Genomic DNA, 13,442 nt, shown 5'->3' with positions numbered 1-13,442 from the left:
CCGAACCACTTAAGAGAACTGCTTACATGAGGGTAGGTCGGAAACCGATAGTAGAATGTAAGAGGAGCTTAGCCTAGTTGTGCAACCAATGGACACAATGCCTGAGGAATTTTTTTTAGTAATACTATGCTGGAAGAGATATTACACATCCGAAATGTCAAACACGCAGTTGATCGTGTCATCTCTAATGGAGGTGCCAGCGGAATTGATGGTATGCAGATCGATAACCTTCGTGACTACCTCAATACGAATTGGAAAACCCTTCGATCGGATATTCTCTCTGGCACTTACCTCCCACAAGCTGTTCGGAAAGTAGAGATTCCCAAAGCAAGTGGCGGCAAGCGTATGCTGGGTATCCCCACGGTCATCGACCGAGTTATTCAGCAAAGCATTTCCCAATGGCTTGGGTTAAAGTATGAGGGTGATTTTCACGATAACAGCTACGGCTTCCGTGCGAATCGTAATGCTCATCAGGCCGTCAGTAAAGCGCAAGAGTATCTGAACTTGGGCTACACGTGGGTCGTTGAACTTGATTTGGAACAATTCTTCGATCAAGTGAACCACGACAAACTGATGCACCTTTTGAGCAAGAAGATTACGGATCGTCGAGTCCTAGCCCTGATCGGGAAATACCTTCGTTGTGGGATTATGGATCATGGTCTTGAACAAAAGCGAACCAAGGGCACACCACAGGGCAGTCCTTTAAGTCCACTTTTGTCAAACATCATCCTGAACGAACTGGATACGGAACTCAGCTCCCGTGGACATCGATTTGTACGTTATGCGGATGACTGTAGTATCTACACGAAGAGCAATAAATCCGCCACTCGTATTATGCGCAACATCACCAGTTACATCGAATCTACACTAAAGCTGAAAGTGAACCGTGAAAAGAGTAAGGTAAGCAAACCTTCCCAAAGTAGTTTACTCGGCTTTAGTTTCTTCAAAACTCAAGGAGATTGGCAGATTCGTATCTCTGCAAAGAGTATCGAACGAATCCGAGAGAAGTTACGTCAAAATACTCGACGTAATACAGTTACTCCTATGCACGAGCGACTGACTAAACTACGGCAAATTACTCACGGCTGGGTGGATTACTTTCGTATAGCAACGAATAAGAAGGTGATGGTAGCACTAGATAAACTAGTGCGAAGACGCTTGCGTGTTCTGCTTTGGAAACAATGGAAGACCACAGGTAATCGAATTCGGAACTTAATGAAACTGGGAGCCCAACGCTGGCTTGCCTACCAACACGCGAACACCCGTAAATCCTATACTCGGACAGGGACAAGTCCTATCGTTCAAACAACGCTAACAAACTCATACTTTACTAAACTAGGTTACGAAGGATTTGCAGACTACTATTACTGGAGAACAACGCGTCAAACGACGTTATTCTAACAAACCGCCTTGGTACGGATCCGTATGCCGGGTGGTGTGAGAGGACAGATAGGGAAATAATCCCTATCTTCCTACTCGATTGTGAAAATGTATGGGTTATACGGTCATCAAGAAGTTTATGTTTCAATTGAGACATAAAACTTTTGTATTGAATTCCTTAGCTATTGAATGTCTCCAATCGATAATCTAAGGTCTAGATTAGAATCACTTAATCCCAATGTAAACCCAATACAAACCCAATACATACCCAAATCAAAACCCTTCTGAATAGGGTTTGATATGGGTATACTTGGTTTAATGAAAGAATGTTATTTTATCTAGGTCTATCGTTTTATTTTAACCCCTTTCTGCGCGTTTTTTCTCTACCTCCAGAATATTTCGTTGTGTGCTACGGGCATCACAATGGCGTGGAAATATTGGTTTTTGATTATTTTGTTCAACATAGTTATGCGCTATGCATTAAAGATATCAAAATAAGTTTGTTTGAATAAGAAATATATTCTATCTTTGCCACTCATTAAATAATAACAATTAATTCATAACAATGTACGCAATAGTAAATATAGCAGGACAGCAATTTAAAGTTGCTAAAGACCAATACCTTTTTGTACACCGTTTACAAGGAGATGAAGGCGCTAGTATTGAATTTGACAATGTATTGTTAGCAGAGGACGGTGGTAAATTTACTGTTGGTACGCCAAGTATCTCAGGTGCTAAAGTTTCAGCTACGATTTTGTCTCATTTAAAAGGTGAAAAAGTAATCGTTTTCAAGAAAAAACGTCGTAAAGGCTACAAAAAGAAAAACGGTCACCGTCAACAATTCACTAAAATCCAGATTACTGGTATCAGTTTATAATTGAATTTTTAATCTGACGTAAGTCATAAATTAGAATAAAGAAATGGCACACAAAAAAGGTGCGGGTAGTTCCAAGAACGGCCGTGAGTCACATAGTAAGAGATTAGGTATCAAGATTTTTGGTGGTCAACAAGCAATCGCTGGAAATATCATCGTTCGCCAACGTGGTACTCAACATAACCCAGATTCTAACGTAGGTATCGGTAAAGACCATACATTATACGCTTTGATCGACGGTACAGTAGTTTTCCGCAAAAAAGCTAACAACAAATCTTATGTTTCTGTATTACCTACAGAAGAAAACAACTAAGATATCTTAAGATCCAAAAAAAGAGGCTAACACAATGTGTTAGCCTCTTTTTTTTGGACTTATATGCTGGATGCCTGTTTCCCAAATTAGTGTTTTAATCTAAATTGTTTATTTTCGAAAGAATGATGTGAATCTCAAAAAGATTTTTATTTTCATAGATTGTTTAATATTTAGAATTAACGACAATTGAAAGCATTTTCTTCTATCAAGCAACTATTGGGTACATTATCCCGTGAGCAGAAACTCATTAGCGAGATATTCGAAAAGCGAAAGCTGCTTTCTTATAGATACAACGATGCGCTTGAAGTAGTGGACTTTGATGAGGATAAACTTCACATTCTTCTAGAATTTAATGTCCTACGGCAGAATGGGGCATTTTTGGAGCTGGATGATCAGTTTTTACAGTTCTTTGAGCAAATATTGGAAGTAAACGAAGAGATCAATGTATTTTTCATCAATGAGAATCTACAGTCTATACATCAAAATATTGTCTATTACCTGCAGGAAAATAGTGAAACACGCCGCTATAACTATCTTCGGCAGATAAAGAATGCGCTTCGGAAAATAGGGCTTATTGCCATTCGGAATGTCGTTGATTTGAAAAGGAATATTGATAATACATTCAAAAATGAACCTAACTATAAAATAAAGAAGTCCAAACTAGAACACCTAGATGTTAAGCGCAACGACATCTCGACCCTGATAAACCTTGCAGATGCTTTAATCTCAGGAGATAAGGAACAAACTTTTTTTAAAGTGGCCATAGATGAAGAGCTGCAGCAGATTATTTTGTTCTTAAAGAGTCAACTCAATTCTTGTCGACATAATCTTATAGAAAATCAGAAGCAGATCATAGAGTACTTAAATAGACTTCGTGCGCAAAATTTAATGGTGGAGAAGATTCGTCAACTTAAATATCTAAAGGATCAATTTGAACTACGTTCAAAAACCGATATTCTCGAAATACTCCGAACAGAAAACTCCCTGCTTTTTGAGCCGAATCCGTCTTATTCCCTTAAACTTTCTATTGAACAGCTCCAGAATGATGATGCAACTTTGGAATTGGTTAAAAAAGTTCATGCACTAAAAAGATTTGGTAGTAGAATAAAGCAATCTGTTGCGGAAACCGATCTTAGTGAATATTTGTATTCAGAATCGGAGCACCTTCCTCAGGTCAATTTAGAAGAAGTGAAAAATAGCTTTTTAGCTGGTAGCAACAATCTTTTTGATTTTCTACAAGCTTATGATTTTGGTATGGAGATTAATTTTGAAGAGAGGTTGACTTTATACTGTCAGTTGGTTTCCCAGTTTGATATTTATTTCAGGCTTACGGATGAATATAAGATTAAACATGAAACCGAATATTTAATGATATATCCTGCTTAATATGAGTATAATACCCAAACATTCTGCCAATGTATTTGAGATTTTGAATAAGGGCCAATTCATTTGTTCAAATAGTACCAAAGACAACATTCGAAAACTCTATTTAGCAATAAACGAAGACTTCGATGCCTACTATGACTATTTTCTTGGGATCAATATGATCCTCGAAGAAGGTGATGAGTATTACCATTTTGTTCGATCGGAAAACAGGGTCGAACTAGAGAGAAAGCTCGAAATAGCGATGAAATGGATCGATATATTGGACTTTCTAAAAACTTTCGATAATGGTTTTTGCGCAGGTATTCGTTTTAGGATGGCCGATATATTGGCTAGATTAGGTGTGGATGCGGATCTCAAGGGTAAACTTGAAAGCCTGAAAAAATATACGTCCGGCAAGGACAAGCATTCAGAAATAGTTGCGAAAATACTTGACTTATTAGAACGGGATAATTTTATCGAACTCGAAAATGATATATCTCAAGAATATAAAGCGTTGGCATCGTTCGCCTACTTGGAAAAGTTAGTTCTGGCGATTAATATACCTGAGGAGATACAGTATGAGATACCTGAATAAAGTAGTATTTATAAATAGTGCGAGTATTGCATATGCCGAGATAGGTCTTTCGGGGAATGTTCATTTTATAGGAACACAGGGTGTCGGCAAGAGTACATGTTTAAGGGCAATTTTGTTTTTTTACAATGCGGATAAAATAAGACTAGGTATCGAAAAGGGCAAACGTTCTTTCGATGACTATTATTTGCCACATGCTAACTCATTCATTGTTTATGAGGTGATTACTGAGACGGGACCTTTTTGTGTAATTGTCTATAAATCTCAAGGTCGGGCGGCATTTCGATTTATTGACGCTGCCTATAATAAGGAAAATTTGATAGGTTCGGGTTTTAAAGCAATGGTTTGGGAACAGATTAGAAACACCTTTCCTCAAAATCTATTCTACAGCCGAAAGGTTGAACGTTACGAAGAATATCGAGACATAATTTATGGAAATAATAAAGGGTTACCATCTACATTCCGAAAATATGCTCTAATTGAGAGTAAATCGTATCTGAATTTACCGCGTACTATTCAAAATGTCTTTCTAAACTCGAAACTTGAGGCAGAGTTTATAAAACAGACGATAATAATGTCGCTGAGTGAAGAGGACGTAAGAATAGACTTGGATCAATATTCGCTACATCTTAGAAATTTCGAACAACAACTGGCAGATATAGGTAAATGGTCAGAGCAAAATAAGTCAGGAGAAATTGTTGTTCGTGAGCTGGCTGCAAAGATTTCATCGCTGCATAAGATAGTGGGGTTTCTATCTATCGAAAAGAGGCAACTTATTCAATCGTTAATCAACACACATAGGTCTCTTGAGCAAATGCATCCATTGTTAGTCAAGCGGCTTGATCAGCAGCAAGCAAAATATGTTGCTATCGAAAATAAACTAAAAGATTCGGATGAGAAGTTTCAGGAGAGAAAAGATAATATCAATAAGGAGATTACGTTGATGGCCGGCAAGATTTCGGACGCAAGACGCAAGAATCAAGAGTATCAATTGATGGATATAACAAGTATTATTGATCGGATATCTAAAAAGGCTCTATGGGAAAATAAAAAGAATAATCTGCATTCTGAACGTAATTTACTTTCTTTCCGTTATCAGGAAATTATGGATAAATATACTGCTTTGCAGCAGCAGCTGAATAATCAACTAGATCAATTTGTCAATGAAAAAAACAAGGAAGGAAATAATCTAAAGTCAGATTCTTACTTAAGAAAGGATACGATTAGAAAGCAGTATGAAAAGATTTCGGCCGACATTGTACTTGAACAAGCAGATATTAAACACAATGCCGAGATGAAAGTGGTAGAAAAAACACAATCCCTACATCAATTTGAATTGCAAAGAAAAGCTGCTGAGTTCAAGCGCTGGTTTGAAGACGAATTGAAAACTGAAGAACAGATAATTGCAAAAGGTAGGCAAGAACTGGTTGTGATTAGAAATGAGAGAGTAAGTAATCGGAAGCAGATTGAATCGCTTCAAAAAAGTTGGGGACTCGACGAAAAGACGGTAGAACTTGATTTTGATTCAAAAAAAACTAATCTTGAAGAATTAATAATTTCGGAAAATCGAAAAATTGAAAAATGCACGACAATATTAGCCGACAGTAGTAATTCATTCTTTGGATGGCTCAACGAAAATAAACCTGGATGGGAAGAGAATATTGGAAAAGTGATAAATGAGCAATCGATACTGTTCAATTCGGGACTTACGCCAAGAAGTGTTTCGGTACAGGGAAATCTGCTATATGGTGTGGAGCTTGACCTTTCACAGGTAGAATATAATGTCAAAACCATTGCAGATTATGAACTGGATATCCGAAAAAGTAAGGAAGATATTGAGTTATTACAGGCCAAACTTGCCGCTATTACAGAAAAGAACTTTAAAGAAATGGGTAAGATTAAAAAAATATATCAAACGCAGATAAAGGTATTGAAGGATTTGATCTCCGTTGGAGATTATAATGAAACAAAAATAAATGGGGAGCTTGATAAAGCTGTTGTAAATCGTGATGAATGGATAAGAAAAGCCCAAGAAACACAGAAGACAGAACTTGAGAAACTAAAAACGGCAATAATTAACGCTTCAGAAGAAAAGGCGATTGCAGAAGAGCAATTACTAGTAGTGCAAAAAAATATTGATAAGCGTTTGGATGAGAAAAAGCGGGAAAGAGATCATAAAATTTTGGAAGTAGATCAAACGTTAGTTGCTACACTAGATTCAATAAATGTTACTATTGCCGAAGAGAAGAATAGGATCCAAAGACGAAAAGAGCGTATTGAAGGACAGCAGAAAAGGGATTTGGAAAATGATGGTGCAGATGTAGTACGCATAGCAGCTATAGATGTTGAACTTGCTAGTATTGAACAGGAGTTAAACTATATCGAAGTAAACAGAGATAAGCTGGCGGAATACAATAAAGACAAACGTGAGTTATTTGATCGTGTTGATGAATTTAAGGAAAAGAAAAAGCTCGCAGAAGTAAAACTGTCGGGTGAACAGGAGCGGCATATGTTTGCAAAGACTAAGCTACAGGAAAGGATTAGCGACCTGAGAACTGCTATTGCTGCCTTGGAGCTCGAACGGCGCGAAACCTTGGAAGACTTAGAGGCATTCGAAAACTTTACCAAAACGGATCTCTATCTTAGTATGTTATCCGATGTGCCTATCATTGAGAAGGATAATCCTGTATCAATTCGTTTGACTAAAATCATAGCATCTATTCATGAAAAAATAAATGAATCAACAGCACGTATGACTGATTTACGTGGGAATATAAATCGGTTTTTGAGTAATTTCTCTACAGGAAATATTTTCGGATTTGAAACTATTCTCGTGGATGACGTGGAATATCGTCGTTTTGCTGACAACCTTAGCGAGTTTCTCGAAGAGAATAAAATTGAGGAATACGAGCGGCGGACAAATGAACTCTTTGGAAGTTTGATTTCTCAGATAGGAAAAGAGACCACAGAGTTAGTGTCTAAAGAAGCGATTATTAATAAAGTTATCAATGATATTAATCGTGATTTTGTCGAGCGCAATTTCGCTGGGGTAATAAAAGGAATTGAGCTTAGGATGACAAATAGCGCAAGTAAGATTGTAACTCTTTTGCAAGAGCTACGTGTTTTTAACGATGAATATGCATTGAGCCTTGGTAAAGCAAACTTATTTAGCAATGAAGATACGGCTCAGAATAATAAAAAAGCTGTGATGTATCTCAAGAGCTTCGCACAGGAGATTGCCGCATCTAAGCAGAGTGAGGTATCTCTTTCTGATACTTTCGAACTGCAGTTTAAGATAGTCGAAAACGACAATGATAGCGGTTGGGTTGAGAAGCTGACAAATGTAGGTTCTGAAGGGACCGATGTACTGGTCAAGGCAATGATCAATATTATGTTGCTGAATGTATTTAAAGAAAATGCATCTAGAAAATTTAAGGATTTCAGGTTGCATTGTATGATGGACGAAATTGGAAAATTGCATCCTAATAATGTAAAAGGAATTCTGAAGTTTGCCAACGACCGCAATATTGTATTAATAAATAGTTCGCCGACCTCCTATAGTGCTATCGATTATAAACATACCTATCTGTTGAGTAAGGATAAAAAACATACTACGATTGTAAAGCGATTGATTACTAACAATCAAACACATGGAAATTAGTAAAGCGCTTGCAGATAAATTGGTGCGTTTGGCGAAGGGAGAACGTTTGCCGGCCAGTTCCATGCGCTCGAGACTTGTCTCTGATTTAATAATTGAGGGTATTATCATTGATCAAAGAATTGGACGGAACAGAAGTATGCTATATGTGGCTGATGTTGATGCACTGAAAGGTTTCCTACGGAATCATTTTTCGATACAAGATATTGAATCGTATGCAACGGTTTTAAAACGAAGTGGATCTTCCAGAGCTGAACTTACGAGGTGCTCATCAGATTCTAAACTTATTCCGGTTAGAACTTTTAAAGGGTTTCTCGTTAACAGTTTTATGCCGATCCGTGCCATGTTGGATAATAAGGAAATTATCATTCATCCAATTTCTGGTACTTTTCAATTTATCCACAATTATGAAACATTCATTCCCGCGACCGAAGTGGTAATTGTCAACGTTGAAAATTCTGAAAATTTTAGTCGTATAGCACATCAGCAGTTTCTATTCGAAGGAATGTCAGTACTTTTCGTAAGTCGCTATCCTCAAAATCAGAGTAAGGATTTATTAAAGTGGCTTCAAAGTATTCCAAACAATTACCTGCACTATGGCGATTTTGATTATGCTGGGATCAATATTTATATAAACGAATATAAACGGGAGCTGGGTGAGCGTGCTAAATTCTTTATCCCGGATAATTTGGAATTGCTGCTTTCAAGCTATGGTAGCAAGGCACTATACGATAGACAAAATCTAAATGTTGATGTAGGTGAAATAAAAGAAACTGGGGTAATTGATCTTATCAGACTAATTCAGCTTTATAAAAAGGGATTGGAACAAGAGGTGCTTATTGACCTCGTTTAAATTTATTTCTATATGGGTTCTGCTGATATAATCTGCAAATCGCGATAATATATGCGGTCAAATCCTCCATGTTCTGTATAGGAGATTTTCAGAAAGTGCTACAGTTTATCAATTTGTTACACATTTTGATAGGATAATCAAAAATGTATGAACGCTATTGCATTCGAATTCTGAAGTTTAACCATTTATTTCGTTTTAGTTGGTGTTAGCTTCAAGCGTCGTTCACGATCGCTCTAGTTATTTAGAAACAGCATTCTATCCAATTTAAACAAACACGATAGTGTGATTTTTCGATTTGTTGGAGAACTAAATTGTATCTTGTACGTTTCATTTTTTCCTTTGCTTTGGAAAAACTATTTCCTAAGTTTGATAGGTGTCGAGGTATTAATTTTAATTAATTGCACAAGCAAGGGGAGTTGACTATTGCTTCACCGATGAAATTAAACCGTTGCTGTGAAGAAAATGTCATTACTTTTAACAAAACTAAAAAATTCAGCAAAGTATGAGCTTTAAAATTGATAGGAGTAAAGCTATAAATTCAATGCTTTATATTATCGAATCACTGACTAATATTGGAATTCCATCGGACATCCATAAGCTGATGAAATTAATGTATTTTGCTGATAGGGATCATTTAGTAAAATACGGATTCCCTATTACAGGCGATACGTACATTAAACTACCTTATGGTCCGGTTCCATCATTCTCGAATTTTGTGTTAAGGAATGAAAATGACGACTTTAGAGACATTTTCTCTAGGTCTGGTTATATAATCTCGTCCGATCAAAAAGCTGATATGGATGATCTTTCTGAGAGTGAAATTGAATGTCTTAATTTAGCAATCGATAACTTCGGACATTACACCTTTGAAGAGTTAACGAAAATTTCTCATGCATATGCTTACGAATCTAGCGATTGGGATATCTCCTATGAGAAAATTGCGGAGGAAGGTGGCGCTGATAACGATATGAAAGCATTTATTAAGGAACAGATCCTTAATGATCATATCTCATTTTCTTAGTTTTCAATGAGTCTAGGAGACTTATTTCCGAAAAATTTTAAAGAAGATCATTTCAAAAGAATAGATTTAGGGGCTGCGATTTTGGTTGAAATTCCTAATTTCAATATAAATCACAAAAAGTTTGCGATTTATTTCGCTAATGATAATATAATTGAGGGAAATTGTGGATTAGTCATTATAAATTCTGAAATTAATGAAAATGTTAACAGAAACAAATTCCTTAGATCGCAACATATTCCTATTGATGTTGAGCGACATCAGTTTTTAGAATACGATAGTTTCATTGATTGTACTCAAATTCATAATAAGGTAATTCAAGAAATTGTAGATTTTTTAGTTCGCGATCCGAAGAGGTTACTAGGGAATGTTGCTCCAGATGTTCTATTGAAGGTTCACGATAAATTAGTGAACAGTAGATTAATCTCTAAAAAGGAAAAGTTGAGATACTCGTTAATATAAATAGCGCCGATCTCGAAGTTGTACGCAATTATCTACTTTCATCTCTAAGTAACCACATAATCTCAAACATTATTCAATAATTTTAGGGGGCCGAGCTATTCTTGGTCTTTAGTCTAAACGAAAGAATAAGGTTATAGGGTGGATATTCTGGAGTAAGCTGACCCCAGCAATCTGGACAAAAAAGAAATCACCATCTGCATTTAGAGGCTGTTAAAGCATGGCATTCTGGCGGATATTGACCCCTCAAATAAGGGTTTGAACAATTTATTCTGGAGCAAGCTGACCCCTCTTTCGAGATATGGTCATTTTATTCTGGACGATGTTGACCCCTTTTGCACTCATTTTTCATGGGTTTCTGTTTTTTGGTTTATTTGGGCTAGACCTAATCGATATATTCCAATGGCCGGTAAATCAAGACCCATGAGTCAGATCAAACAGTTAATACGATTGCACAGGGAGAATTATCCCATTAAAACAATAGCCCGTCATCTATCCATCAGCAAGAATACGGTAAAGTCCTATCTAAAGAAGGTAACGGACCTGAATCTATCTCTGGAAAGGATACTGGAGTTGGAAGATCCAGTTCTTGAGCGGATGCTCAGATCAGGGAACCCCGCCTATCGGGACGAGCGTTTCGAGTATCTAAAAGAAAGGCTTCCTTATTTTGAAAAAGAACTATCACGAATAGGTGTAAACCGGAGACTTTTGTGGGAAGAGTATTTAGTAGCTCATCCACAGGGATATAGCTATGCCCAGTTCTGTTTCCATCTAAAGCAATTACTGGTCTCACGTCGCGATGGAAGCATGATACTGGACCACGAACCCGGTGACAAGCTTTTCATCGATTTCTCCGGCAAGAAGCTGGGTTACATCGACCATGAGACTGGTGAAATCATTTTATGCGAGATATTTGTTGCGTGCCTACCATATTCCAACTATTGTTTTGCCATGGCCGTTCCCAGTCAGCGATCCCCCGATTTTCTCTATGCACTGGACTGCTGCCTGCAGTTTCTTGGAGGGGTCCCTAGAGCGATTGTCCCGGACAACCTCAAGTCAGCCGTCATACGAACCGATCGGTATGAACCAGAGATCAACAGGTCCATGGAAGATCTGGCAAACCATTATGATACGGTCGTAGTGCCTGCAAGACCTGCCAGGCCCCGGGATAAAAGTGCCGTAGAGAACCATGTGAAGATCATCTATACCCAGGTATTTGCCCGGTTACGCAACAGGCAGTTCTTTGATCTCCCCTCACTCAACCTTGCTATCGGAGAGTGTATCGAGAGATTGAACCAGACCAGAATGCAGGACAGGAACTATTGCCGTCAGGAACGGTTTCTCAGCAACGAGCTGTCCAGTCTCAGACCACTTCCTCGGGACCGCTTTTCGATGAAATATTATACGACCCTCAAAGTGGGAACCAATGGACATGTACATCTCAAAAGGGACAGGCATTCCTATAGCGTTCCTTATGTCCATATTGGCAAACAGGCCCTAGTGGTCTATACTGAGCGTTTAGTCCACATCTATATTGAGAACGTACAGGTAGCCCTGCACAGCAGGAGTTTTGTTGCCAACAAATACTCGACGCATCCCGAACATCTTGCTTCCAAGCACCAGCAGTATGGCACCCGTTCGCCAGATTATTATATCAAGCGCGCTCTGGATATCCATTCGGACTTTCACTTACTGGTCGTTCGGGTCTTTGGACAAAGTGACCGATATCCGGAACAACTCTACAGAACGTGCGAAGGACTCTTTAGGCTGCACCGTAGCTATGGGGAAACATTCTTCAAAGCATGTGAAATTGCCTTAAGGAACGACATGCTGTCCTATAAGTTCCTACAAAGAATATTGGAAAACGGAATGGTGGAGCAACAGCAAGAGCGGGCGGATAACAAGCAATTGCCACAACATGAAAATATCAGGGGAGCATCCTATTACTCATAAAAATGAACTATAAAACTTAGAAACAGATGAATGTAGAACAACAATTGAACACGCTCCGCTTCCATGGAATGGAGCGTCAATGGAAAGCGATGAAAGAAACACGGCAGATCGGAAAACTGGCTCTGGAAGAAGGCCTTACCCTGTTGCTGCAGGCCGAATCTGACAGTCGCTTCGAACTGCGGTTCGAGAGGTTAAAGAAGAATGCAGCCTTCCGTTACCAGGCCTCTATTGAAGAGATCAATATGGATCCATCCAGGGGGATCGACAAGATCCAATTGATGGACTTGGCCACAGGCCAATATATCGAAAGGGCCGAGCCGATCATTATCGTTGGTGCAACAGGCTGCGGAAAATCTTTCATGGCGTCTGCTCTGGGGCTCAGGGCTTGTGCCCAAGGTAAGAGAGTCGCTTACTTCAGTATGCAAAAATTGCTTTTGAGAACAAAAATGGCCAGGTTGGATGGATCGATCCACAAGCTTCTTATGAAACTCTCCAAGGTAGAACTGCTTATAATGGATGACTTCGGCCTGGTAAACCTCGACCAACAGCAAAGGATTGACCTGATGGAAATCATAGAGGACAGACATGCCAAATGTTCAACAATCATTGCAAGCCAATTACCTGTGGCCAGTTGGCATGCTGTGATTGGGGATGATACATTATCGGATGCTATTCTGGATAGGATAGTTCACACATCCCACCGGATCGAACTTAAAGGTGAAAGTCTAAGAAAAAAGAAGTAATATTGTCAGGCCATTTGTAGGCAATCCTGTAAACCAAAAATCAGGGGGTCAATATTGCCAGAAAGGGGTCAACATGACCAGAATATCCATATAGGGGTCCTATAAAGAGAAAAAGCGTTAATTTATTGAAAATTAACGCTTTATAATAACTCTTTGTGGAGAATACCGGATTCGAACCGGTGGCCTCTTGCCTGCCAGGCAAGCGCTCTAGCCAGCTGAGCTAATCCCCCTTTT

11 protein-coding genes and 1 tRNA gene are annotated in these 13,442 nt (G+C 38.5%); 11 read left to right on the top strand and 1 reads right to left on the bottom strand.

Annotated elements, in window-relative coordinates; genetic code table 11:
- Positions 1-126 precede the first annotated feature (126 nt).
- From ltrA to istB, 11 genes are all read left to right on the top strand, one after another.
- The gene (gene ltrA, locus DSM08_RS13805; RefSeq protein WP_223110815.1) at positions 127-1,401 is read left to right on the top strand and encodes a group II intron reverse transcriptase/maturase; all 1,275 of its coding nucleotides are present in this window, start codon (positions 127-129) and stop codon (positions 1,399-1,401) included.
- A 544-nt stretch (positions 1,402-1,945) separates the two neighbouring features.
- Positions 1,946-2,257, top strand: a complete 312-nt coding sequence (gene rplU, locus DSM08_RS13795) for a 50S ribosomal protein L21 (RefSeq protein WP_093098124.1) — start codon at positions 1,946-1,948, stop codon at positions 2,255-2,257.
- A gap of 43 nt (positions 2,258-2,300) precedes the next feature.
- Positions 2,301-2,567, top strand: coding sequence for a 50S ribosomal protein L27 (gene rpmA, locus DSM08_RS13790; protein WP_149526707.1), 267 nt, complete (start codon positions 2,301-2,303; stop codon positions 2,565-2,567).
- Positions 2,568-2,753: 186 nt separating this feature from the next.
- Entirely contained in the window at positions 2,754-3,953 is a 1,200-nt protein-coding gene (locus DSM08_RS13785) for a hypothetical protein (protein WP_246172270.1), read from the top strand.
- 1 nt (position 3,954) lies between these two features.
- Positions 3,955-4,527: a condensin complex protein MksE gene (locus tag DSM08_RS13780; RefSeq protein WP_149526706.1), complete on the top strand. Its 573-nt coding sequence runs from the start codon at positions 3,955-3,957 to the stop codon at positions 4,525-4,527.
- A complete protein-coding gene (locus tag DSM08_RS13775) occupies positions 4,511-8,185 on the top strand; it encodes an ATP-binding protein (RefSeq protein WP_149526705.1) in 3,675 nt (1,224 codons plus the stop codon). Before DSM08_RS13780 ends, DSM08_RS13775 begins: the two co-directional genes overlap by 17 nt.
- Positions 8,175-9,035, top strand: a complete 861-nt coding sequence (locus DSM08_RS13770) for a DUF7281 domain-containing protein (protein WP_149526704.1) — start codon at positions 8,175-8,177, stop codon at positions 9,033-9,035. Before DSM08_RS13775 ends, DSM08_RS13770 begins: the two co-directional genes overlap by 11 nt.
- Positions 9,036-9,576: 541 nt before the next feature.
- On the top strand, positions 9,577-10,056 hold the full coding sequence (locus tag DSM08_RS13765) for a Panacea domain-containing protein (RefSeq protein ID WP_187773872.1): 480 nt from the start codon (positions 9,577-9,579) through the stop codon (positions 10,054-10,056).
- 6 nt (positions 10,057-10,062) lie between these two features.
- Positions 10,063-10,515, top strand: a complete 453-nt coding sequence (locus tag DSM08_RS13760; protein WP_149526702.1) for a hypothetical protein — start codon at positions 10,063-10,065, stop codon at positions 10,513-10,515.
- 420 nt (positions 10,516-10,935) lie between these two features.
- The gene (gene istA, locus DSM08_RS13755; protein WP_246172268.1) at positions 10,936-12,465 is read left to right on the top strand and encodes an IS21 family transposase; all 1,530 of its coding nucleotides are present in this window, start codon (positions 10,936-10,938) and stop codon (positions 12,463-12,465) included.
- Between the two features lie 26 nt (positions 12,466-12,491).
- Positions 12,492-13,208, top strand: coding sequence for an IS21-like element helper ATPase IstB (gene istB, locus DSM08_RS13750; protein WP_149524271.1), 717 nt, complete (start codon positions 12,492-12,494; stop codon positions 13,206-13,208).
- 156 nt (positions 13,209-13,364) lie between these two features.
- On the opposite strand, the gene DSM08_RS13745 is transcribed toward istB, so the two are convergent.
- Positions 13,365-13,438: transfer RNA gene (locus DSM08_RS13745), tRNA-Ala, on the bottom strand.
- Between the last annotated feature and the right edge of the window lie 4 nt (positions 13,439-13,442).

The sequence above is a fragment of the Sphingobacterium hotanense genome, assembly GCF_008274825.1.
GTDB classification, from domain to species: Bacteria; Bacteroidota; Bacteroidia; order Sphingobacteriales; family Sphingobacteriaceae; genus Sphingobacterium; species Sphingobacterium hotanense.
This window is presented reverse-complemented; position numbering and strand designations above follow the sequence as displayed.

Coding starts and splice junctions, on each gene's coding strand:
- ltrA (WP_223110815.1), top strand. CDS start 127: ATGCTGGAAGAGATATTACACATCCGAAATGTCAAACACGCAGTTGAT.
- rplU (WP_093098124.1), top strand. CDS start 1,946: ATGTACGCAATAGTAAATATAGCAGGACAGCAATTTAAAGTTGCTAAA.
- rpmA (WP_149526707.1), top strand. CDS start 2,301: ATGGCACACAAAAAAGGTGCGGGTAGTTCCAAGAACGGCCGTGAGTCA.
- DSM08_RS13780 (WP_149526706.1), top strand. CDS start 3,955: ATGAGTATAATACCCAAACATTCTGCCAATGTATTTGAGATTTTGAAT.
- DSM08_RS13775 (WP_149526705.1), top strand. CDS start 4,511: ATGAGATACCTGAATAAAGTAGTATTTATAAATAGTGCGAGTATTGCA.
- DSM08_RS13770 (WP_149526704.1), top strand. CDS start 8,175: ATGGAAATTAGTAAAGCGCTTGCAGATAAATTGGTGCGTTTGGCGAAG.
- DSM08_RS13765 (WP_187773872.1), top strand. CDS start 9,577: ATGCTTTATATTATCGAATCACTGACTAATATTGGAATTCCATCGGAC.
- DSM08_RS13760 (WP_149526702.1), top strand. CDS start 10,063: ATGAGTCTAGGAGACTTATTTCCGAAAAATTTTAAAGAAGATCATTTC.
- istA (WP_246172268.1), top strand. CDS start 10,936: ATGAGTCAGATCAAACAGTTAATACGATTGCACAGGGAGAATTATCCC.
- istB (WP_149524271.1), top strand. CDS start 12,492: ATGAATGTAGAACAACAATTGAACACGCTCCGCTTCCATGGAATGGAG.